General features: G+C 59.6%; 24 protein-coding genes. 2 read left to right on the top strand and 22 right to left on the bottom strand.

All coding sequences use genetic code 11. The features are described from left to right. Positions 1 to 39: 39 nt before the first annotated feature. From RA302_RS12140 to rpsB, 6 genes are all read right to left on the bottom strand, one after another. Positions 40 to 768 carry a class I SAM-dependent methyltransferase gene (locus RA302_RS12140; protein WP_097387486.1) on the bottom strand — a complete coding sequence of 243 codons (729 nt, stop codon included), beginning with the start codon at positions 766 to 768 and terminating at the stop codon, positions 40 to 42. 6 nt (positions 769 to 774) lie between these two features. Next, positions 775 to 1671: a phosphatidate cytidylyltransferase gene (locus tag RA302_RS12135; RefSeq protein WP_003942673.1), complete on the bottom strand. Its 897-nt coding sequence runs from the start codon at positions 1669 to 1671 to the stop codon at positions 775 to 777. A gap of 48 nt (positions 1672 to 1719) precedes the next feature. Beyond that, positions 1720 to 2277: a ribosome recycling factor gene (gene frr / locus RA302_RS12130; RefSeq protein ID WP_003942777.1), complete on the bottom strand. Its 558-nt coding sequence runs from the start codon at positions 2275 to 2277 to the stop codon at positions 1720 to 1722. A gap of 43 nt (positions 2278 to 2320) precedes the next feature. Further along, complete coding sequence (gene pyrH / locus RA302_RS12125) at positions 2321 to 3049, bottom strand: UMP kinase (protein WP_019747988.1); 729 nt, start codon at positions 3047 to 3049, stop codon at positions 2321 to 2323. 200 nt (positions 3050 to 3249) lie between these two features. Then, entirely contained in the window at positions 3250 to 4077 is an 828-nt protein-coding gene (tsf, locus tag RA302_RS12120; RefSeq protein ID WP_019747987.1) for a translation elongation factor Ts, read from the bottom strand. A 152-nt stretch (positions 4078 to 4229) separates the two neighbouring features. Further along, complete coding sequence (rpsB, locus tag RA302_RS12115; protein ID WP_003942709.1) at positions 4230 to 5087, bottom strand: 30S ribosomal protein S2; 858 nt, start codon at positions 5085 to 5087, stop codon at positions 4230 to 4232. 307 nt (positions 5088 to 5394) lie between these two features. On the opposite strand from rpsB, the gene RA302_RS12110 reads away from it, so the two are divergent. Beyond that, positions 5395 to 5895 carry a M23 family metallopeptidase gene (locus tag RA302_RS12110; protein ID WP_338480860.1) on the top strand — a complete coding sequence of 167 codons (501 nt, stop codon included), beginning with the start codon at positions 5395 to 5397 and terminating at the stop codon, positions 5893 to 5895. Between the two features lie 25 nt (positions 5896 to 5920). On the opposite strand, the gene RA302_RS12105 is transcribed toward RA302_RS12110, so the two are convergent. Together RA302_RS12105 and RA302_RS12100 are read right to left on the bottom strand one after the other, a co-directional pair. Then, positions 5921 to 7030: a MinD/ParA family protein gene (locus RA302_RS12105; protein ID WP_338480858.1), complete on the bottom strand. Its 1110-nt coding sequence runs from the start codon at positions 7028 to 7030 to the stop codon at positions 5921 to 5923. Between the two features lie 122 nt (positions 7031 to 7152). Further along, positions 7153 to 8079, bottom strand: a complete 927-nt coding sequence (locus RA302_RS12100; RefSeq protein ID WP_020969346.1) for a tyrosine recombinase XerC — start codon at positions 8077 to 8079, stop codon at positions 7153 to 7155. A gap of 84 nt (positions 8080 to 8163) precedes the next feature. Here RA302_RS12100 and RA302_RS12095 point away from each other — a divergent pair, with 84 nt between their 5' ends. Beyond that, positions 8164 to 9336, top strand: coding sequence for a multidrug effflux MFS transporter (locus tag RA302_RS12095; RefSeq protein WP_338481172.1), 1173 nt, complete (start codon positions 8164 to 8166; stop codon positions 9334 to 9336). On the opposite strand, the gene RA302_RS12090 is transcribed toward RA302_RS12095, so the two are convergent. From RA302_RS12090 to RA302_RS12025, 14 genes are all read right to left on the bottom strand, one after another. Continuing rightward, complete coding sequence (locus tag RA302_RS12090) at positions 9333 to 10103, bottom strand: siderophore-interacting protein (RefSeq protein ID WP_338480854.1); 771 nt, start codon at positions 10101 to 10103, stop codon at positions 9333 to 9335. The genes RA302_RS12095 and RA302_RS12090 overlap by 4 nt on opposite strands. A 295-nt stretch (positions 10104 to 10398) precedes the next feature. Continuing rightward, positions 10399 to 10758 carry an Lsr2 family protein gene (locus tag RA302_RS12085; protein ID WP_003942721.1) on the bottom strand — a complete coding sequence of 120 codons (360 nt, stop codon included), beginning with the start codon at positions 10756 to 10758 and terminating at the stop codon, positions 10399 to 10401. Between the two features lie 403 nt (positions 10759 to 11161). Next, on the bottom strand, positions 11162 to 12289 hold the full coding sequence (dprA, locus tag RA302_RS12080; protein ID WP_338480849.1) for a DNA-processing protein DprA: 1128 nt from the start codon (positions 12287 to 12289) through the stop codon (positions 11162 to 11164). Then, the gene (locus RA302_RS12075) at positions 12286 to 13794 is read right to left on the bottom strand and encodes a YifB family Mg chelatase-like AAA ATPase (protein WP_021333044.1); all 1509 of its coding nucleotides are present in this window, start codon (positions 13792 to 13794) and stop codon (positions 12286 to 12288) included. The genes dprA and RA302_RS12075 overlap by 4 nt, the downstream gene beginning before the upstream one ends. Then, complete coding sequence (locus RA302_RS12070) at positions 13794 to 14150, bottom strand: YraN family protein (protein ID WP_029255132.1); 357 nt, start codon at positions 14148 to 14150, stop codon at positions 13794 to 13796. The genes RA302_RS12075 and RA302_RS12070 overlap by 1 nt, the downstream gene beginning before the upstream one ends. Positions 14151 to 14917: 767 nt before the next feature. Then, positions 14918 to 16138, bottom strand: a complete 1221-nt coding sequence (locus tag RA302_RS12065) for a hypothetical protein (protein WP_338480846.1) — start codon at positions 16136 to 16138, stop codon at positions 14918 to 14920. 576 nt (positions 16139 to 16714) lie between these two features. After that, on the bottom strand, positions 16715 to 17377 hold the full coding sequence (locus RA302_RS12060; RefSeq protein ID WP_338480844.1) for an abortive infection family protein: 663 nt from the start codon (positions 17375 to 17377) through the stop codon (positions 16715 to 16717). 652 nt (positions 17378 to 18029) lie between these two features. Continuing rightward, positions 18030 to 18254, bottom strand: coding sequence for a hypothetical protein (locus tag RA302_RS12055; RefSeq protein WP_338480842.1), 225 nt, complete (start codon positions 18252 to 18254; stop codon positions 18030 to 18032). Positions 18255 to 18355: 101 nt separating this feature from the next. Continuing rightward, positions 18356 to 19096, bottom strand: a complete 741-nt coding sequence (locus RA302_RS12050; protein WP_338480840.1) for a phage protease — start codon at positions 19094 to 19096, stop codon at positions 18356 to 18358. Positions 19097 to 19801: 705 nt separating this feature from the next. Beyond that, complete coding sequence (locus RA302_RS12045) at positions 19802 to 20158, bottom strand: hypothetical protein (RefSeq protein WP_338480838.1); 357 nt, start codon at positions 20156 to 20158, stop codon at positions 19802 to 19804. Between the two features lie 222 nt (positions 20159 to 20380). Continuing rightward, positions 20381 to 20971, bottom strand: coding sequence for a hypothetical protein (locus tag RA302_RS12040; RefSeq protein WP_338480836.1), 591 nt, complete (start codon positions 20969 to 20971; stop codon positions 20381 to 20383). A 116-nt stretch (positions 20972 to 21087) separates the two neighbouring features. Further along, a complete protein-coding gene (locus RA302_RS12035; RefSeq protein ID WP_338480834.1) occupies positions 21088 to 21576 on the bottom strand; it encodes a hypothetical protein in 489 nt (162 codons plus the stop codon). Next, entirely contained in the window at positions 21573 to 22025 is a 453-nt protein-coding gene (locus tag RA302_RS12030; RefSeq protein WP_338480833.1) for a phage virion morphogenesis protein, read from the bottom strand. Before RA302_RS12030 ends, RA302_RS12035 begins: the two co-directional genes overlap by 4 nt. A gap of 19 nt (positions 22026 to 22044) precedes the next feature. Beyond that, a complete protein-coding gene (locus RA302_RS12025) occupies positions 22045 to 22611 on the bottom strand; it encodes a hypothetical protein (RefSeq protein WP_338480832.1) in 567 nt (188 codons plus the stop codon). Between the last annotated feature and the right edge of the window lie 29 nt (positions 22612 to 22640).

The raw sequence follows: 22640 nt of genomic DNA, 5'->3' as shown, positions 1-22640 counted from the left end.
CAAGTCGGAGCGCCTGACGTTCGTCTTTTGAGTCCGCTTTCACGCAAGTTCGAGTGATCGTGGTTTGGACCGAACATGGATCCGGTATCGCACCGTGAAGCCCAATCCCGTTACTTGCGAGAACGCACGCTCGGCAGTCTTCTCGGTGAACTCGATTCCGAGTACCCGCCGCAAGTCGTCTCGATTCTCGAACTCCCACCGGGCGTCGACACGCGTGAGCGAGAACCCTTGAGCCTCGAAGAATCCTTCGACCGCCGCGGGATCGTATTTGGGCAGATCCGCCCTCATCCACTCTCCGTACGGGCCGGCGCTCACATCGAGATCCACGATCAGCAGGGCTCCCCCGGGCCTCAGGATGCGCATGGCTTCACGAATTCCCGGGCCGCAGCCTTTGCCGAAAAAGTACGCCGTACGGGCATGAACGAGATCGACTGAAGCATCCACCAGACCCGTGGACTCTGCTGAACCCTGGACTACGTCGATCGACGCCGAATCGCGGGTTCGTTCCCGCGCGGCCTTCACCAGCGGTGCGTGCGGCTCCACTCCGACAACACGACGGGCAGTACGAGCGAACTCCGGTAGATGGAACCCCGCCCCACAGCCGACGTCGACGACGTCGCGTCCAGACCAGTCGACCTGGGCTCGCATCGCGGCCCAGATGGAACCGTCGACGTCCTGCGCGCGGTTCTCGATTTCGTACACGCCCGGCCAGTGCCAGATGTTCGGGCTGGGGATCGGCTTGGAACGGCCGGAGAAGAAATCACGCACGCGAAATCAGACGAGTGCGTACAGAATCAGCCAGGTGACAAATGCCGACGGCAGGAGTGAATCCAGGCGATCCATGATTCCGCCGTGGCCGGGAAGCAGGGTTCCCATGTCCTTGATGCCGAGTTCACGCTTGATCTGCGATTCGATCAGGTCTCCGACCGTCGCGACTACCACCAGGACGACACCGAGCAGGACGCCGATCATCGAGTTCGCGTCGAGGATCAACGTCACCGAAAGCAGGCTGCCGATGACGCAGAAAATGAGGGAGCCGACAAATCCTTCCCAGGACTTCTTCGGGCTCACAGCCGGCACCATCGGGTGCTTCCCGAACAGCACTCCGGCCGCGTAGCCACCGATGTCGGAGCACACGACACCGATCATCAGGACGAAGACGCGACCCGGTCCGTCGTCTTCGAGCACCATCAACGCACCGAATGACGCCAACAGCGGGATCCACGCCAGAACGAACACCGTGATGGAGGTGTCTCTCAGGAAGTTCTTCGGGGTCGCCTTGAGCCCGTGGTCGAACAACCGCCACACCATGCACACCAGGACGGTCGCGGTGAATCCGCTGAGCACCCCGACCGGTCCCCACGGCCAGCCGAGCCAGATCGTGGCTTGCCCTCCGACGAGAAGCGGAATTCGCGGCACCTCGATGTCGGCTTCACGAAGTCGCGTGGTGACCTCCCACGTCGCGATGAACATCGCGATCGCGACGACAGCGATCCATCCCGGGGGCAGGAAGATCAAAGTGCCGATGACCAAGGCTCCGAGACCAGCTCCGACGCCGATGGCGGCAGGTAGGTTCCTGCCCGCCTTCGACTTCGGCGGTTGCGCGCCCTCAGCGCCGCCCGTAGGCCCGTCCGTGACGGGACCACCGGCGGTTCCCTCTTGTGCGTGCACCCAAACTCCCTGATCTACTCCCGACGACAAACACTGCAAATGAGGAGGCTATACCTCCATCAACTCTGCTTCCTTGTGCTTGACGAGTTCCTCGACCGTGTGCACGTACTTCGCCGTGGTCTTGTCGAGTTCTTTCTCTGCGCGACCGACCTCGTCCTCGCCGGCTTCACCGTCCTTCTGGATCCGGCCGAGTTCGTCCATCGCCTTGCGGCGGATGTTGCGCAGTGTGACCTTCGAATCCTCGCCCTTGGACTTGGCCTGCTTCACCAGTTCACGACGACGCTCTTCAGTGAGCTGCGGAACCGAGATGCGGATGATGCTGCCGTCGTTGGACGGGTTCACGCCGAGATCCGAGTTGCGGATCGCCGTCTCGATCGCGTTGAGCTGCGAAGCCTCGTACGGCTTGACGATGACCATGCGGGCCTCGGGGACGTTGATGCTCGCGAGCTGCGTGATCGGCGTGATCGAACCGTAGTAGTCGATCACGATGCGCGAGAACATACCGGGGTTCGCGCGTCCGGTGCGAACCGAGCCGAGATCGTCCTTGGCTACCGTGACAGCCTTTTCCATCTTCTCTTCTGCCTCGAAGAGCGCTTCATCGATCACGGCTGTTCCTCCATGTTGTTCTGCATCATTTTTTGGGTGTCACTCACGACTTGATCAGGGTGCCGATCTTCTCACCGGACACCGCGCGAGCGATGTTTCCTTCGGTGAGGAGGTTGAACACCATCATCGGCATCGAGTTGTCCATGCACAGGCTGAACGCCGTCGCGTCCGCGACCTTGAGCTCACGTTCGATGACCTCGCGGTGCGTGATCTGTTCGTACATCGTCGCGTCCGGGTCGATACGCGGGTCGGCCGAGTAGACGCCGTCGACGGCCTTGGCCATCAGCACTACCTCGGCACCGATCTCCAGCGCGCGCTGCGCAGCAGTGGTGTCGGTGGAGAAGTAGGGCATACCCATCCCGGCACCGAAGATGACTACTCGCCCCTTCTCGAGGTGTCTACGTGCGCGAAGCGGAAGGTACGGCTCGGCGACCTGTCCCATGGTGATTGCCGTCTGCACTCGAGAATCGACGCCGGCCTTCTCCAGGAAATCCTGCAGAGCGAGGCAGTTCATGACGGTGCCGAGCATGCCCATGTAGTCGGAGCGCGCGCGATCGAGGCCACGCTGCTGCAGTTCCGCTCCGCGGAAGAAGTTTCCGCCGCCGATGACCACTGCAACCTGTACGCCCGATCGAACGACCTCTGCGATCTGCTCAGCCACCTTGGTGACCACGTCGGGATCGAGACCGACTTTGCCGCCTCCGAACATTTCGCCGCCGAGTTTGAGCAGGACCCGCTTGAATCCTGGACGTTCGTTGGCTGGTTCGGACATTGTTCTCCTCAGTTCGATACAAGACCTTGTAGGTCCTTCATTCTTCTTCTGCCGCCGAATCGGACACCGCGACATAGGAAAGCCCCCGGGACTCGTCCCGAAGCACTCTTATCCTGCCTCATCGGAGGCCCCAGGTACACGTAGACCCCGCCGGTAGAGCAAATGCTCTTCAGGCGGGGTCCATGTGTACGGGCTCCGAATTAAGCGGAGGCGCCGACCTCGAAACGCACGAAGCGCTTGATGGTCACGCCTGCCTCGTCGAGGATCGCCTTGACGGTCTTCTTGGAGTCCGTGACCGAAGACTGCTCGGTCAGAACGACGTCCTTGAAGAAACCGTTTACGCGGCCTTCGATGATCTTCGGCAGAGCCTGCTCGGGCTTGCCTTCTGCGCGGGCGGTCTCCTCGGCGATGTGACGCTCGGAAGCGACGATTTCAGCGGGAACCTCGTCACGCGTGACGTACTTTGCCTTGAGTGCTGCGACCTGCATTGCAGCGCCGCGAGCGGCCTCAGCGGCGGCATCGCCTTCGCCGGTGTACTCGATGAGAACGCCGACAGCGGGCGGCAAGTCGGAGCTGCGCTTGTGCAGGTAAACGGCAACGGGGCCGTCGAAGGAAGCGACGCGGCTCAGTTCGAGCTTCTCGCCGATCTTCGCGGACTGCTCCGCAATGACGGTGTCGATGGTCTTGCCGTCGAGCTCGAGCGCCTTGAGAGCGTCGAGGTCCGCAGGCTTGCCAGCAGCAGCGACGGTCACGATCTCGTCGGCCAGCTTGATGAACTCGTCGTTCTTGGCGACGAAGTCGGTCTCGCAGTTGATCTCGATCATGACGCCGTCCTTGGCGACGACGAGACCCTCAGCGGTGGTGCGCTCTGCGCGCTTTCCGACATCCTTCGCGCCCTTGATGCGCAGCTGCTCGACGGCCTTGTCGAAATCGCCGTCTGCATCTGCGAGTGCGTTCTTACATGCCATCATTCCGGAGCCGGTGAGCTCACGGAGCCGCTTGACGTCAGCGGCGGTGTAGTTCGCCATGATTAGCGAGCCTCCTCATGTGTCTGTTTCGGACCTAGGACTAACGGTGAAGCACGGCCTAGCGGTGAAGCACGGCCTGACGGTGGTGCTCGGGCCTAACGGTGAAACGGCCCTGACCAAAAGAACTCTTGGTCAGGGCCGGTTTCAACGAATCAGGCCTCGGTGGCCGGTGCCTCTGCGGCGGGGGCTGCCTCAGCCTCTGCAGCCGGAGCTGCCTCAGCCTCTGCAGCCGGAGCTGCCTGCGAGAGCAGTTCCTGCTCCCACTCGGCGAGGGGCTCGCCTGCGCCGGCTTCGGGCTTCGCGTCCTTGTCGGCGCTCAGTCCTGCACGTGCCTGCACACCTTCGGCAACCGCGGAAGCGACAACCTTGGTCAGCAGTGCTGCGGAGCGGATGGCGTCGTCGTTGCCCGGGATCGGGTAGTCGACGAGGTCGGGGTCGCAGTTGGTGTCCAGGATCGCGATGACCGGGATGTTCAGCTTGCGAGCCTCGGCAACTGCCAGGTGCTCCTTGTTGGTGTCGACGATCCACACCGCGGAAGGAACCTTGGCCATGTCGCGGATACCACCGAGGGTGCGATCCAGCTTGGTCATCTCACGCGTGAGCATGAGGATTTCCTTCTTGGTGCGACCTTCGAATCCACCGGTCTGCTCCATTGCCTCGAGCTCCTTGAGGCGAAGCAGACGCTTGTGAACGGTGGTGAAGTTGGTGAGCATGCCGCCGAGCCAACGCTGGTTGACGTAGGGCATTCCGACGCGAGTCGCTTCGGAAGCGATGGACTCCTGCGCCTGCTTCTTGGTGCCGACGAAGAGGACGGTGCCGCCGTGGGCAACGGTCTCCTTGACGAACTCGTACGCCTTGTCGATGTACGTCAGCGTCTGCTGGAGGTCGATGATGTAGATGCCGTTGCGGTCGGTCAAGATGAATCGCTTCATCTTCGGGTTCCAGCGACGGGTCTGATGTCCGAAGTGGGTTCCACTATCGAGCATCTGCTTCATGGTTACGACAGCCATGGCTGTGTACCTCAAACTTTCAATCCGGTTGATGCAGGCGATCGGGTGATCCCTGCCCTGGCACCCGCACGGCCGTCGGACCTGTTTCGTGAGAACCAGGACCAGCCGAGGCCGGAAAACGTGCGCGGGCGCGCGAAGTCGGACTGTGCGAGCACAGACCGCTCGACAAGTGTACGTCCTCGTCCGCCGATGCCATAACCACCCTGTAAGCAACAGACCGAACCGGCGGTTGTGGATCGGCGGTCATCTTGTGGATTACCCGTCTGATCTGCATTGAAGCGCGCGTGGCTCCACGCAAGATCAAGGAATGACGATGTTGCTCGGAGCTCGACGAGGAGTGGTCGTTGCCGTGATCTCCTGCTGTGTGGCCGTAGGCACGGCGTCGGCAGACACGCGTTTCGACTGGCCGCTCGCTCCCCGGCCGCACGTGGAACGCGCTTTCGACAAACCGGCCAAGAATTGGCTGCCGGGTCATCGCGGGGTCGATCTCGGCGGCAGTGCTGGCCAATCCGTCCTCGCGGCCTGCGACGGCATTGTGGTGTTCGCGGGAGTGGTCGCCGGAAAGCCGACGGTGTCGATAGATCATTCCGGCGGCCTACGCACGACCTACGAACCAGTCGTGGCAGTCGTTCGCGCAGGTGAACGCGTCGCTGCCAGGTCGGTGATCGGAACCCTCGAAACCGGGCACGAAGGGTGTGCTGTCGAAGCATGTTTGCACTGGGGCTTGCGCCGTGGACGCGAGTATCTCGATCCACTCGGACTCGTTCGGACGCAACCGCTCAGGCTCAAGCCATTGAAAGGAGGCTGATCGGTTTCAGAAATCGGTCGCAGAATCAGTGCCACTCGGAAACGGCGTGCCGACCCACAGCGTCCGCGAAGTCGTCGGCCACCATCGCTGCCAGTTCCATGAACGCTCGTTTGGTGGCCGGTCGCATCAACTCGAGGTCCATCACCGAACCCTCCGCGAGATGCTCGTCGAAAGGAATGACCTCGACGGCGCGGCATCGACGCATGAAATAGTCCACCAAAGCGTCCATGTCGATCACGCTCGACCCTGGTCGGGCGGCGCTGATGACGACGACGGTCCGTTCGACCAGATGGCCGTATCCGTGCAACTGAAGCCAATCGAGCGTTGCCGCTGCGCTGCGCGCTCCGTCGATTGCCGGCGAACTGACGAGAACCAACGAATTGGCAAGATCGAGAACGCCGTTCATCGCCGAGTGCATGATCCCGGTACCGCAATCGGTGAGGATGATGTTGTAGTAGACCTGCAAGATGTCGATGACCTGGCGATAGTCCGCCTCGCTGAATGCCTCCGAAATCGCCGGATCCTGCTCACTCGCCAGGACCTCGAGACGACTCGACGACTGGGATGTGTGCACTCGAACGTCCGAATAGCTCTTTATGTCCGGTCTAGCAGCAATCAGATCGCGCACCGTCGAATTGGTCTGCAGCGGAACACGTTGCGCCAAAGTTCCGAAATCGGGATTGGCGTCAACCGCCACGACGCAGTCACCACGAAGCGAAGCAAATGTCGCACCGAGTCCGACCGTGACCGTCGTCTTGCCCACGCCCCCTTTGAGCGAGAGCAAAGCGACTCGATAGTCGTTACGGATCGGCTGCTCGATTCGGGCGGCCAGTGCACGGTTGCGCTGTTCGTTGGTCGAATCCCCCAGATTGACCACACCTCCGGTCGCACGATGCAATCCCCTACGCCATCCGCCACGCGGCGTCCGTTTAGGGCGTTTCAGTAAAGCTTCGGCAACCAGATCCTGGTTTGTCACCTGCTGTTGGCTCGACGGTGGCGGTGGCGTGGTCCAGACCTCTTGCAGTCGTGCCACAGGCTCCGGCGTCGGCGCCGGCTCGGGAGCCGGTTGTGGCGCTTCGGACAGCCAGGCCGGTTGGCCGCTGTTCGGCAGGTGCTTCACATCTTGGCGGTTCACGAATCCCCCGGATTTCGCATGTCATCGAGTGTCTCGACACGACGATCGAACTTGCCGATTGTTCACTCTTCTGAGCTGCGACGCTACCAAATACCGGCCGAGAACTCGCGTCGCTTCACAATCTAGGCGCGTGGATGGGCCTGATCGTGGACGGATCGAAGGCGTTCGACCGACACGTGCGTGTACAGCTGAGTGGTCGCCAAACTCGCATGCCCGAGGAGTTCTTGGACCACACGAAGGTCTGCACCACCCTCCAGCAAATGCGTCGCAGCCGAGTGCCGAAGCCCGTGCGGACCCATGTCGGGAGCCCCTGGAATTGCAGCCATGGTTTCGTGGACCACCGAACGCGCCTGACGCTGATCGAGCCGGCCGCCCCGAACTCCGAGGAGCAATGCTCGCCCGGACCTATCCGAACTCAGCGCGGGTCGTCCGTGCTCCAGCCACCCGTTCAGTGCCGATTCTGCAGGCAGGCCGTATGGCACCGATCGCTCCTTGTTCCCCTTGCCGAGGACACGAAGCAAACGTCGATCAGCATCGACGGACTCGACGTCCAGTCCACACAACTCGCCGACGCGAATTCCGGTGGAGTACAACAATTCCACGATGAGTCGGTCTCGCAGGGCGAGCGGCTCCTGTTGCTGCGCACCGCTTTCCGCTGCATCCATTGCGTCGAGGGCCTGGCTCTGACGCAGCACCGTCGGCAGCGTGCGACGAGCAGGTGGAGCCGCCAGACGTGTGCCCGGGTCGACGGAAATACGTCCGGTCTGCGCGAGCCACGCAGTGAAACCACGCGCCGAAGAAGCCCGTCGAGCTACCGTCGTACGGGCTGTTCCTACGGCATTCTGGGCGGCCAACCACGAACGCATGACACTTAGGTCGAGGCGGTCGAGATCTGCATTCTCCGAACCCGCGGAGAAATGGGCCAGCAATGCCCGCGCGTCACCGACGTAGGCGCGGATCGTGTGTTCCGACCGGCCTCGGCTCAGTCGGAGGTGCTCGGCATACGCATCGAGGTGAACGCTCAAGCTCGCCGGCAATGCGTCAGTCATGAACACACGCTCGCTCGCCGCGATTGAAACCGCAAGCTCCCTCGCCGATAGGGTTGATCGGTGAATCGAGCAATTCCTCTGAAGATGTTATGTGTACTGGCACTGATTTCCGCAATCGCTCCACTGTCCATCGACATGTACCTGCCCGGCCTACCTTTGATGGCGGATGCACTCGACACTACTGCGGCCAGCGTTCAGCTCACGCTGACCACCTTCATGGCAGGCCTCGGAATCGGCCAGCTGATCATCGGTCCGATCTCCGACGGACTCGGCAGGCGACGAATACTGCTGGCCGCGACAATCGTCACGGCACTGAGCGGCGCGGCATGCGCTGTGGCGCCGAACATCGGGTTTCTCATCGGTGCACGACTCGTCCAAGGCTTGAGTGGAGGCGCTGCCATCGTTCTTGCCCGCGCTTGTATTGCCGACCGAGCGCGTGGCGACGACGCAGCGAAGCTCTTCAGCATCATGATGATCATCGGCGGTATCGCTCCCGTGGTCGCGCCACTGATCGGCGGCGCACTTCTCGGCCCCGTCGGATGGCGCGGAATCTTCTGGGTCCTGGCTGTTGCGGGCGCCGTGATGGTGGCTGGTGTCGTTTTGCTCGTTCCCGAGACACTTCCACCCGAGCGACGCCATGGCGGTGGTTTGAAGGCCCTGATCTCGAATCTGCAGTACGTGGTCCGAAACCGGCACTACCTCGGATATGCGCTCGCATTCGTCTTCGGATTCGGCGCCTTGTTCGCGTACATCTCCGCTTCACCGTTCGTCGTTCAGAATGTTCTCGGGCTGAGTCCGTCACAATTCTCGATCGTGTTCGCAGTGAACGCCACCGGAATGGTCACGGCAGCGATGATCACCACTCGCCTGCTCGGTCGCGTCGGAGCTCGCACGCTGCTGCGTTTCGGGGTGTGCCTGCTCCTCATTGGTGGCGCCGTATTGTTCTGTACCAGCGTGGTTTTCAGTTCCACGAATACGTGGTTGATCTTGGTCCCGCTGTTCGTGGCGATTTCGAGCATCGGGTTCATCATGGGCAATGCAACCGCTCTCGCCCAAGGAGAGGTCACCAACGCGGCCGGAACTGGTTCAGCCCTGATGGGAGCGGGCCAGTTCGGCTTGGCAGCGCTGGTTTCGCCGTTGGTGGGAATTGCGGGAGAAGACACTGCCGTGCCGATGGCAATCGCAATTCCCACCTTCGGAGTTCTCGCGGCCGTTGCGCTCGTGTTGCTGACTCGCGGCAAGGCCGCCGCGAGTTAGTTTTCGGCCGCGGCGAGTTCGGACTTCCAGACCCGGAAGCCTTCTTCGGTGCGACCACGACGCCAATAGCCGGAAATCGAAGCAGCCGCCGCCGGGACATTTCGTTCCTTGCGTATGTACGGCCGGAGGTTGTGCATGACGGCTTGTGCTTCACCGTGAATGAACACGTGCGGTTCGCCCGGCAACCATTCGAGTGCCTTGACCGCGGCGACAACCGGAGCGTTGTCGCCAGCTAATTCTTCGCCGACAGCATCGGACGATGCTCCGCGATGCAGCCAGGTCACGGCAATACCTTCTGGGGCATCGAGCGCGATTTCGTCTTCCGGCCCCCCGACTTCGACGACGGCGTAGCCGACCGCATCCGGCGCCAATCTCGCTATCGAAGCAGTAATAGCAGGTATTGCGGTCTCGTCTCCGACGAAGAGATACCAATCAGCGGATGGTGACGGCGAAAACGCGCCACCCGGTCCACGCAGGGTAATCTCAGCGCCCGGCTGAACGGACGCGGCCCACGGACCTGCAACTCCCATGTCGCCGTGGACGACAAAATCGATTGCAATCTCTTTGGCAGCAAGATCGTACGAACGAATCGTGTAGGTGCGCAGTATCGGCTGATCAGGAGTGCCGAATTCGATCTTTACATAGGAATCGCTGTATTCGCTGGGAGTGAAGGACTCGAAGCCCGGTCCCCCGAGAAACACTCGCACCATATGGGGAGTCAATTGTTCGGTCCGCAGAACCGTCAATGCAGTTGTCGGCTTGGCCACAGAAAGATCCTTCCAAAAGTTAGTGTTACCTAACTAAGGTACACGACAATTGCAGCGCATGGACAAAATGCCTCCCCCGGTACATCCGCCCCGCGCGCGACAGACCACGGTGCTCAACGAAATAAACCGACCACTCTGCCGGGTAAATTCGTCGGTGGCAACCAAATTTCCGAATCAGGACTCGTGCATGATCAGGCAGCACATCGCTATCGGAGAAATTCAGCAAAGCAATAGTAAAATACGCCTCTGGCCCCCGGCGAGGTTCGCCAGGGGCCAGAGGAGGTATTAATTCAACCTAGTGTGCAGCGTCGAAAGCGTCGATGATTTCCGCTTTGATACGCCCGCGCGGAGCAACTTCGTAACCGTTCTTACCCGCCCAATCACGAATGGCCTGGAGCGTCTCCTTGGAGCGGCCAGAACCCGACGTGGCCTGCGGAGATGCAGCCTGCGCCTTCTTGCCACGCTTCCCGCTCACCTTCGCCGCCGCCTCGACGAACGGCTTCACAGCAGCGTCGAACTTCTCTGCATTGGTGGCGCGCAGATCGATCACGTAATCCGTTCCCTGGTAAGAGAACTCAATTCGATCACCGAATCCATCGTCAATCGGCTTACCGTCAAGGTCGTCGATGAGTTGCCGAATCAGCTTCTCAGCCATTGCACTCCTCTTTCAATGATCGATTCAATTCTCCTTCACAATACACAGATAGAGCGTTGATGAACAAAAGAAGTCCGGAAACCTGTGCCATTTCCGAACAGACTCAATGGTCCGAATTAGCAGCGGGTTAACGACGCACCAATCAATACCCGCACTCAGGGGATCCAGACTAATCAGACTTCAAAGCACATTGACCTGAGACTTTCCTGAGGCCCGTTAAATTCACGGCCAAGTCTGCAAAGCTGGGTCGAGAATAACGCTGCGCACAGGCCGATCAAGTTCACGAAAAGCAGTCCTGACGTGCAATTACCAGCATCGCGAGGGTATTCGAGTTTCGTTCTCGCCGGAACGGTTAGTGGGCATCGCCACCCGCCCACCCGACGAGCACAATCAAGTTCACGCGCTACCGCGTCCGAAACCATCCGCTCGAATCGGAACTCGCAAACCCCTCGAGTTCGAGCAGAGGAAGAGTTGCACGAACCTGCGTTATGAGCAATCCCGATTCCTCGGACAGCTCACGCGTACTACGTGAACCTGTTCCCGGCAATGCTTCGTATACCAATCGAGAATTGCCCCGCAATGCGTCGATGTCACGTGTAGCGGCTGCATCCTCCGCGGAATCCCCGACACCAAATGGACCTGACGCTTCGACTACATCCACGGCATTGGAAACGAGTTGCGCTTCACCTTCGCGGATCATCCGGTGACATCCGGTCGACGATGCCGAAGTAACCGGCCCGGGCACCGCCATTACCGGGCGGCCCAATTTCCGGGCCCAATTGGCGGTATTGCGTGCACCACTGCGCCAACCCGCCTCGACCACCACTACTCCGTCCGACAACGCAGCTACCAGTCGATTCCTTGCCAGAAACCGGAACTTTGCAGGTGTTGTGCCCGGTGGATATTCACTTATCACTGCACCCGAACTCGCTATCTGTTTGAGTAGTCGCGCATGCCCTGACGGATACGCTCGATCGACCCCACAGGCCAAGACAGCCAGTGTGTTTCCACCTACGCCCAATGCAGCGCGGTGCGCGGCCCCGTCGATACCGAAGGCCGCCCCGGAAATCACGGTCCATCCGTCGACAGCGAGGTCACCGGCAATCTCTGCCGTCACGTGTTCGCCGTACGCAGTAGATGCCCGCGTGCCGACAATCCCAACCGATCTCTCGGTCAGATCAACCAAATCCCCGGACCCCAACACCCACAACACAAATGGCGCCGTCTCACCCCCGGAGGCATCGAGTCCGTCGAAGGAAAGCATTCGCCACGCCGGCCAATCGGCGCAGTTCGGTGTTACGAGTCTGCCACCCATTGCCTCCATCAGGTCGAGGTCTCGTTGGGCTGTGTCGATGTGAGCGCGGGCTCGCGTCTTCTCCTCGATTGCGGGTGGCAGCTCGCCGTTGCGGACCGCCCTCGCAGTTTCTTCGACCCCGAGCTCGTCGATCAACATGGACATATACGCGCTTGGGACCTGCACGACGCGGGACAGATATGCCCAAGCGAGTAGTCGCGGATCGTGCGCAGTCATTGGAATCCCCTGTCTCGGAAGTCGAGTGCGGTGACAACTTGGTCTGGTCCGGGCATCGCCTCACCTGCCAGATCGGCGACACTCCAGGCAACCCGCAACGCTCGGTCCGCCCCACGAGCAGTGATCACACCTTTACGCAGCGCCCGTTCCACCGGCGCCAGCGCCGCACGCGAGAGTCTGAACTTCTGTCTCAACGCGGGCCCTGGTACTTCCGCGTTGGTCCGCCACCCGTACTCACTCCACCGCTGGGCTGCAGTGTCTCGAGCCGCCGCCACGCGCGCACGGACATCGCCGGTACTTTCCCCTACTTCGTCGATCAGCGCTCCGGTTGCAACGGCCTGCATCCGAACCCTGATGTCGACTCGGTCCAAGAGTGGACCGGACAATTTCCCCAGGTAACGGCGACGCGCCGCAGGTGCGCAGACGCAGTCCGCGTCTCGCGGCGGCGCGCATGGGCAGGGATTGGCGGCCAGGATCAGCTGGAACCGCGCCGGGTACCGCGCAACTCCGTCCCGCCGGGCGATTCGTACTTCCCCGTCTTCGAGTGGCGTGCGTAGCGCTTCGAGCACCTTCACCCCGATCTCGGCACATTCGTCGAGAAACAGCACGCCGCGATGGGCGCGGCTGACCGCACCAGGACGAGCCATCCCACTACCACCACCCACCAGCGAACTGACCGACGAACTATGATGCGGCGCAATGAAAGGCGGCATATCGATCAACGGCCGATCCTCCGGCAACACCCCCGCCACCGAATGAATCGCCGTCACCTCCAACGACTCCCCCTCCGTCAACGGCGGAAGAATCCCCGGAAGCCTCTGCGCCAGCATCGTTTTCCCGATCCCCGGCGGACCCGTCAACATCAAATGATGCGCACCCGCCGCAGCAACCTCGATCGCCCACCGAGCATCCGTCTGCCCGACAACCTCACTCAAATCACGCACCGTCACCACATCCGCACGCTCGAAAACATCAGGAACAGCCAGCGCCAACTCACCACGCAACCACCCGATCACCGCGGACAGATCGTCAGCTCCCAGCACTTCGATCCCCTTCACCAGGCCCGCCTCAGCCAACGCCCGAGCTGGAACCACCACAGTCCCCCACCCCGCCCGCTTCGCCGCAAGCACCGCAGGCAACACACCACGCACCGTCCGCAAACGCCCGTCGAGCGCCAACTCCCCCAAAAACACAGTCTCCCGCAACAACTTCCGCGGCAACTTCTTCGCCGCATCGAGAACCGACAACGACAAAGCCAAATCGTAAACGCTGCCCACCTTCGGCAACGTCGCCGGCGACAACGCCAAAATCACCTTGCTGTCCGGCCACTCCTCACCAGAATTGGTCACCGCGGCCCGAATCCGATCACGCGACTCGTGCAACGCAGTATCAGGCAGCCCCACCAAATGCACCGCAGGCAACCCGCGCCCGATATCCGCCTCGATCTCCACGATCTGCCCGTCCACGCCACTGACCGCAACAGAATGCGCCCGCCCCAACGCCATCAGAACGCATCCACAAAATGCTCGACCGAAGGTACGCCGTCGCGGCCGATCAACACGGCCACCACATCAAAACGCACCCTCGACCACGACCGACCCGAGTCAGTGAGCCACTGCATCGCCAACACCCGAATCCGACGCTGCTTCGCGAACGTCACCGACTCCGCCGGACTCCCGTACCCGACACCCGACCGAGTCTTCACCTCCACGAACACAATCCGATCACCGGACGTCGCAACAACATCCAACTCGCCGTACCGACAACGCCAATTCCGCTCGACAATCTCCAAACCAGAATCGATCAGGAACTCGACAGCCACATCCTCGCCCCGAGCACCCAACGCCATATTCCTCGCCATCACAGCCCCCACCACTCACACCCCGCGCCCGCCCATACGAAACGCGTCCCAACCACCACCCTCGACCCGCCACCACAAAACCAAGCCACCCGAAAACAACCTGTTGACAACTCAGAACCTGTGAATGAACTCCGCTGGCCGGGACCCTGAGCACGGCTCTGCCCGGCAAAGATCAATCACCACAAGCCGATTGCCAGCAGAGGTCCCCTCGCCGGTTAACTCGCGACGAAGAAGGAGGACGCAGCTGCGAGCTTCGACTCTCGCTCGATCACCGCGCGTGGTGACTGGGCACTGTTGTGACGGTCGAATTTACCGACTTCGCTCTCAACCACGCGAATAAGCGTGATGAAGACTCATCCTCTGAGAGCGGCTGCGCGATCGAAGGTCGAGGCAGTCCCGCTTGGAACCAACTCGACTGTCCAAGTCACGGCTGTGCGATTCGTGGTGACCGCACGATGTCAGAACGGATTCCACCGCGCAGCAAACGGTCTCAAGAACGGGTACCAGAACAAGGCTTCCTCGGGAATATCAGCCAAGTTTCCGATCATGCTTGTCTATCGCACGTCGCACGGGCGGTGTTATCGACTACCTAAGCCCAGTCAGATCGCGCTACAACAGTTCCGAACCAGCGAATTGCGGCATGAAGTCAGATACCGCAACTCCACGAAACTAGGGGTACATCAAAGGCTCCGGACTCGCCGGTGCGATTCAGTGAGCGGTTTATCAATAGCCTTTCAAGGCTTTAGTTAGTCACTGCGACTATGGACTCAGGCCCCACACCACAGTGAGTGGCCGTATCGTTCACTGCACCAGTGCAGTCCGTCCTCAGGATTACGCTGCATCTGACCGTCGCGGAAGACGCTGAGCACCTTGGGTCCGCTTGGCCCGTCCGGGCTGAACAGAGTCGCCATCCACTTCTTCCCCTCAGCGAAACCTCCTACGCCTTCACCGTAGGTATCAACCTTCGTTCCGATGGTAATCGCGATCCCATTGGGCACCGATGCCCACTTAAGGGTCCACTCTTCACCGTTCATGGCACCGCTTGCGATGTGGACGGTCCCCGTACCGTCTTCATTCAGCGTCATCCTGCGGGTGTGTCCAACCCATTGACCGAGGTAGTCAGTAGCTGTGCCGGCCACTGACACCGGAAGCGAGGACCGTTGCCCGCTCTGACTGACCGTGATGACCCCGTGGTTCGACCCCGTGAGTTCTCCCCAAAGTCCCGTGAGCATGCCCGAAATGGTGCTGAGCCCACCGGTAAAGATCCCAAGAAGGAACGCAGCCGGACCAGGCAAGGCCGGGGTTATGCAGTCGATTACTGCGCGAAGGCTGCTCGCGTACGAGGTGACAAAGTTTGAGGACTCGGAGTTCAAAGCGTTGGCAGCACCACGGATGCAGTCATAGACACCCGGCACGTGCTCTATCTTGTCCTTCGTGCTCAAGCCAGTCATATCTACTACGGAGACGGCGGCATACATGCCAGCAGCGACGAGCATCAGGCCCGCATTTGCTCTTACTTCTGCCCGCGTCGGGGGATTCGTACTGTCGAACGTATAGGTCAGCGTGGTATCCGGCGTGAGCTGACTCGTCGAGGGCCCTGCCGCGAGCAAGTTATGGTACAGATCCAACATCCCCACTGCGACGGTGTCACCCGTGCTCGGCGCGGAGAGATAGCCGCGCCCTACGTCAGGTGCGGTCCGAGCTTCCCAGCCACGGTTTCCATTCGCGATTAGATCAAGCAGGATCTTGTTGTTGTCGACTCGAAGGCATGGCCAGACAGCATCGAGGTTCGAGCCGCTCTTCGTCTTCGTGCGGTCGGCCTTGTAGGTTATTCCGTCCAGTGTTATCGACTGTCCGAGGCAGTCAGGAGGAGTCGTCTCCTCACCGGTGAAGAGCGTCTTCGCGGTGTTGGTGATGTGACTTCCAATCGCCTTGAAGTCGATGTTCTGGAAGAACCCCCACGAGAGGTGATCCATGGCGAACGACATTCGGCCGTCTTGCACCGTAACCGGCACGAAGTCTCGCGATCCATCCGCTGACTCAATAGTCCCGAACACTCCCGACCTGTCGCCGCCCAAACTATCGAGCACCGGAGCCGATACGACGATCGGCGCGGACGGCTGAAGGTTGTCGCCTAGAGTGATTGCGACAGGCTGCCCAATTGTCTGCACGAAATCGCTCTCGACACGCGTCGGCGCACCAGTCGTGGCGATCTGGACGGTCGTGCCGGGCTCCGCCACTCCCTCCATCCCGGTCACGACGAGACCATTGTCTCCTTCGTAAGAGAACGCTGACGAACTGTCTACAGTGACCTCAGACTGCGCGTCGTCTCCGGAGCCTGTGATGCGTGAGCACCCCACCGCTATGAACATTGCGACGATCGCTACCAGCGCAGTACCAGACCGCATCCGTACCCCCTCGAAACGCCAGACGAGAAACTCGAAGGACTGATGGTAGCGAATTGTCGGCAATTATTGTTCATATCGCCGAACGATGGAATGGCAACGCGCTAAGCGTCATTCGGTCGACTGACAGCGGCAGGCCTGCGCGTGCACACAGTGAAGCTAAACCTCTTTGCGCCAGGGAGCCTTCGGATCGGCAAGCGTATCCAGCATCAGCTCACACCACAGGTAGGCCGCATTCGCCGCGAGATGCGCATGACGCGAACCAAGGCCAGACGGACGCCGATCTCGGCCATGTCCTGTTCCGTACGCGTTCCGCAGCTCGGCGACACCCACGGCAATGTTGAGTGCGCCACCCAGGATTCGCTTCACACCAGAGCCACCATCCGGCCCGTCAGTCGCTGCCTGGTTCGGCCTCAAGTTAAGTGCCTCGGCTGCGCGATTGGTGAGCCGGGTCAGGTCGTCGTCTTTCGTGAACGCGACACCCCGCTCAGTGAGCACGAGCTTCGCCGTCGACTCAATCAGTTCTTTAGCGCTGCCGATCGCCAGCTCAGGGTCGAACTCCACTGCCGCGTGGATGCGGCTGAGGTGCGACTTGATAACCGACGGATCGGTGAGGTTCGCGAGTGCCCCTTCTTCTGCGAGCCGGACGCGAGGAGATTGGAGGACGAGCCGCTTGGTCTCGGGATCGCGTTTGTAGCCGTCCTGTTCCAATGCGGACCAGAACTTCTCGGTGTACTGACTGTCGAAGTCTTCGATGATCCGCTCCATTGCCTGGAGTGCTCTGACCACATGGTCGTCGTTGGCCCATTCGACTGATTCCATGTACTGCTGCGCGGTTACACGTCGAATGCTGCTGTCTTGGTAAGTCGAGTCGTGATTCGGCGCGAAGCCTTCATCCTGAAAAGCGCCGTCTATCGTGCCGACCGTGCTATCTGTAGCCAGGTCTCGAAACCGACCCCTAGTGCCTGGACGTACAAGATCAGCCATCGACTCTCCTTCGGCGCATTTCAACGAGTCGATCTTAAGTCAGGGTGGCGACTAGGATGCCGCGGCTAGTACTCGAAATTGACTCCGCACCGAGCGCATACGCCCAGCCGGTCTCACGACCCGAGTTCCATCGGCCAGCGAGAAGGCCTCGTCAATGTCACGCTTCTGTCCGTCGATAGGTCCGCACTTCTTCTTGCATGCACCGGCAAGCGACTCCCAGATCTTCCCGTCGACCCGGTCCCCTGTGCGTCCTGCCTTCGGCTCGTTTGTCGATCACACCCAGGCTCGCGTCAATGGCTGCTGTCGCCTGAACGACTTTGCCGTCGGCATCGAGCTTGACCACTGAGTAGCGCTTGCCTGTGAAATCTGCTGCAGCCTCAGCACTGTAGTTCCGGCCGGGTTGGATAGCTGTCTTCTATTTGTCCTCCTCTTCGTCTTTGATTCGTTGTTTCAGCTCTGCGTCTGCCGCCAGGATGTCCTTGCGTGCTTATGAATACGGCAGAATAGATCCCTTGTCAGCAGATGCTTTGATCGCTGCTTCCGCCTGTGCAAGCAGCTCAGCAGATGCAGATGCGGTCACCGCTGTTCCCTGATCCCCGATCTCCTTGCCGTCGATCTCGTTCTTAGGGAGGCCGGCTAGAAGCGCTTCGAGTTTCCTTGCGGTCGTCTCCACGTGATGCGAGTAGTTGTTTCGTCCAGCGAGATTTGTCACCGCTCTTGATCTGACCAGCTTTGATGCTGCGATCTACGATCTCTTCAGCGTCACGCGGATCGAGTTGCTGTCGTGCTTTACGGCAAGCTTGAGCGTCAGCTTCAAGTTTCGCCAGGCGGTCGGCAGTGATCGAGACACCGCCGTTGCGGCTTCGTTCGATCTTGTCCTTCTCTACTTGTTCTGCCGCGGCCTTTCGCATCTGCTTCCACTTGCTCAGCGGCTTCCTTGTCGGCAGCTTCTTTTGCTGCGTCGGCGTTTGCCGCTTCTTCATCAGCCTCGTCGAGTCCGAAGGTCTTCAGCTCTTCCGCTGTGAGGTCTGCCTTGTTCTCGCTCAGGAATGTCTTCTCTTCCTCAGTAAGGTCAGCAACTTGTTTTCCTCGAATCTCCTTTAGATCCATCGGTTCTCCTTGATTATGTTTATCACCGTCACCGGTAGCGCTCGCTTTGATTGCCTTCTCAGGCTTGATGCGCGAGGCTGTGATCGGGTTCAGTTTCTTGAAAAGTGGGATGTTGGTGCGGGCAGCACCCGTCAGTACGTTGTTGACGAAGTGGTACTCCTCTTCAGGGTCTTCCCACGACCAGTCGCGTGGGTCGAATTCTGGCGAGATGTAATTCCATTCGCCACCCTTGATCGCTTCTACTGCTGAGGGCGTCCACTCTGGATCTCCGAGCAATGACTCGCCGTCATCACTGACGTAGACATGCGAAATCCAGCCCGCAGCTTTGTCATACGATGCGTGGCGTAGTTGAGGGGAACTTTCGGATCGTCTGCAACCAGTCTGACACCCGCTGTACGTTGACAGCGAACTGTTGAAGATCCTGTTTGGCGATCTCGAAATCACCGTGCCATGATGTGCCAATCGCCCGTGCGAAGTAGCTCGATCTTCTATGGTGCCTGACCTGTTGAATCAGCTTTGATTTTCACTAAGTTGTGGAATCATTTTGCCAATTGTCGTTAATATCAGGCAGTAGCGAAATACTGTCAAGATATTCCAAGTCAGACCGTTATTTTAAGCTTACTTCACTTGGATGCACTACCCACCTAGGGCCCTTTTCGGAGAAGACGTCATGGACTGCCCATTGGTCATCACGAACTTAACTATATTTCGCAAACCTCTGTCGTTACCGAGTTATAGTTAAGTGCTATTTTGAATCCGGTTCAAGCCTCGCTCCCACGATCCTGTCCGTCGCGGTGAACATCGCATGGATCGCCTTGTCTTCAAACTTCTCAGCACTGAGAGAGAACCAGATAACTCACCAAACTGGGACGCTGCAGCTGCGTCAACACAGATCAATGCCGGAAATAGCAAGCTTTCTACAAAATAGAGGAATACCGACTCACGATGAATCGGCTGGATGATCACCTGTTCGCCTGACACTCGAATCGGTATCAAGCTCCACTGGCCGCGACTTGCCACCGAGAATGTTCAGCCCAGGCTGCATTGCCAGGCTGCATTGCATCGAACTTCTCACGTTGGCTAGATCAGGGACACCTTGAAAACTGAATCCCATCCGCCTAACTCGCGGATAAAGTCGCTTGCAATGCCTCAATGCGACGATCTAGAACTGCCAATAACTGAGGATGAGTATCTGACGGTATCTTTCAGAATAGACAGCTCCTCGATGCGAAGGGCGATGCTTGGATCTATTAATTTGTCCGATATACCCCTAGCTCGCTGGTTCGGCGAGGACGGTGATGCCACCGCCATGTGATCGGATTCCAGGAGTGTCAGGAGGCGTGCAGCTTTAGAGCCGAACACCAGGGACTCGCCGTTCGTGTTGAGTTCGCTGTTCAGCGTCTCTTCAGTGAGCGGGATGGCATGCGTCGCTGCCACTGGAACGCCGATCGCCGACTCGCGACCCAGCGCGAGGTAGCCGCTATTGCCGCTCGTTCCATTATTCATCTGTTGCTTCCTTCTTGCCTCACCACCTTGGCGTCAACCTGCTCGAAGGCAGGGTGGTTAATCTCTTGCTCCGTCTCGACCGTGTCACCGGCCCGAACAACGCCGAAGCCGACCAGAGTGTGGTCGGCTTCAGAGACGTTCTTGTATGTAGTTGTCGACATCGATTGTTGGTTCCTGCTTATACCCTTAACATTGCAGGATTGAAACGATTGGTCAATAGATCTATGGGACAAGGGGTTCTAGAACTTCTAGTCCACCTGTGAAGGTGTAGTTGCCCTGATCGTGACTGATGAAGACGGGGTGCCCTGTACCTCCGGCCACTTTGCCGTTTTCACACTGAACTCCGCCGCTGGCATCGATGGGGCTGCTGCCCAAGTTGCTTCCGAAGCGCAGGTAGGCAATTGTCTCGTCGACATACTCAGCTGCATCCCATCCGGTCAATTCTTCCGCGCAGACTTTCTGCACGGCGAGAACCAAGTTATCAAGCTTGTTGTTGAAGTCGGCATATCCGTCGCGGGTTTCCGGGACGGTGTCGAGCAACGTAGCTTGGACGAGGGTTGCCTTGAGGTCGGCGATACTGACAGTAGGCCCATTGGGGTCCCACGGCAGATGATCTGCCGTTAGCCTTCCTGGTTCGATCAGGTCAGCATCCTCGTAGAGCTTTATGCGCGCTGCCGTGTACTCATCCGTTCCATACTGAAGCCCTGTACCTCCGCTGATTCCCCCAGAGGCGGCAGACCCATCCGTGCTGTCACCGGAGCCGCAGGCTGCCAGCGATAGGCAGAGAGCGGCCACGGCAACCAGAGAGTTCACAAGAGAGCGCACTATTCGACCCATTTCTGTTTGTCATTGTTATTCCCCAACCCGCGGGCGAACATAGCACCAGATAGCGTCGCTAGCCACGGGATTCATACGTTCAGACGACACTGCTATTGCGTTGGTATTCGTATCGAGTACGTACAAGTGAGCGTCAAATGTGCCTCGGCAGTGACCATGCTCTCCGCATTTCGTGCCGCGATCCCATACTCGACCGACACCGCCGCACTGACCGCGACTCGTTCGATCTCCAACCGATTCGCGAGCGCGTAACGAATGGTGCCTGGTGCGTACAAACGGCCATCGTCTGAGCGCTCTTCCACTAGACGGCGCAGGTGCTTCTTGACGTGCTGCTCATGGTCAACGTCGTCCTTCCAATCCACCTGCTTGTCGAGGATGACCTTCACGACGATCTCCTCTGTCACGTCGATATGCCCAGTCGCGCCGTACTGACTTCGATCCCGTTGTTTGTCCACGGTTATGCAGGGCATCTCGTCAGTCGGAATTAGGTCAGGGTCGGAGTCGTAGACCTGCTTGATTTGGGACTTTCCGACGAACTCATTGCGAAGGAACTGGACTATGGCTGCCGTCGGATCGTTCATGCTGAGCGCTCCTTGATCTTGCGAGCGATGACAGCGGCGATGGTGTTGCGCACGTCAGAGTCCAGGCCTTGATAAATCCCGATCATGGCTCGGCGTGGGATCTTGGAACGGGAGGCGGATGACTGGTGATACTTAAACTTCGGATCTGTGTTGCTGATAGTGACTCTGGTTGAGTCGGCCTGGTGCTTGAAGCTTCGTTGCATCTGACCAGTACGGACTAAGACGGGACGGCCGGCATAGCGCTTGGCCTTTTGCGCTGCGTAGTTCGTGCTGAGCCTTGGCCAAGCTTCACCAATGAACTGTCCTCGCGATGTGAAGACCGGCCCGCTAAAGGTCTTGACTGCCCCACGACCAACCTCGTCCATCGCGGAGCGTAGATCACGCATGTCCAGGCTGAGTCCGGTGAGCATCGCCTTCAGCTGAGCATCGCCGGTGACCTCCAGCTTCATGTCAAGAGAGTCAGCCACGCTAGAACTTCATCTCCATGCTGAACGCACGGTAGTCGTCATCACCCGGGTAGAAGCCGATCGAGCTGTCGACGATGTCCTCGCCGTCTTCGTCGGACAGTGAGTCGTCTTTGTTCTGGAGAGCGCTCAGCTTGGCGCGTGCATCCTTGAGCTGAGCACCCCAGAGACCGTCCTGGCCGGGGAAGCGGATCTGCTTCAAGAGCGCCGCGGCTAACTGGATAGTGAGCGTCTTGATCTGACCCGGCACTGGGTTGAACGGGACCTTCTTGCCGTAGACGTTCCGCAGCGCGGCGTTGATCTCGTTCTGCGCGTTGGTTCGGCACAGAGCCACCGTGGTGTCTAGCAGGTTGTGCGCCTGGAGCGCGCCGGCCTCCTCGCGGATCTCCCGAAGTGAGCAATAGTTGCCGAAGTCTTGGCCACGGGTAGCAGTCGAGTCGCTGAGCTCTGTCTCATCCCCGGTATTCATGTTGGTGTACGTGAACTTGTACCAGTGGTTCGAGGTGCCGTTGGTGTCTCGGTAGTACGTACTCTGCTGATCGCTGTCGATCGAACGGGTAGCGAGTGCCACGAAGCTCGCGTCAACTGGTACCGCTCCAG

The sequence above is a fragment of the Rhodococcus sp. DN22 genome (genome assembly GCF_036669995.1).
Taxonomy (GTDB): Bacteria; Actinomycetota; Actinomycetes; order Mycobacteriales; family Mycobacteriaceae; genus Rhodococcus_F; species Rhodococcus_F erythropolis.
The sequence above is the reverse complement of the archived record's forward strand: the minus strand, read 5'-3'. Positions and strand labels throughout refer to the sequence as shown.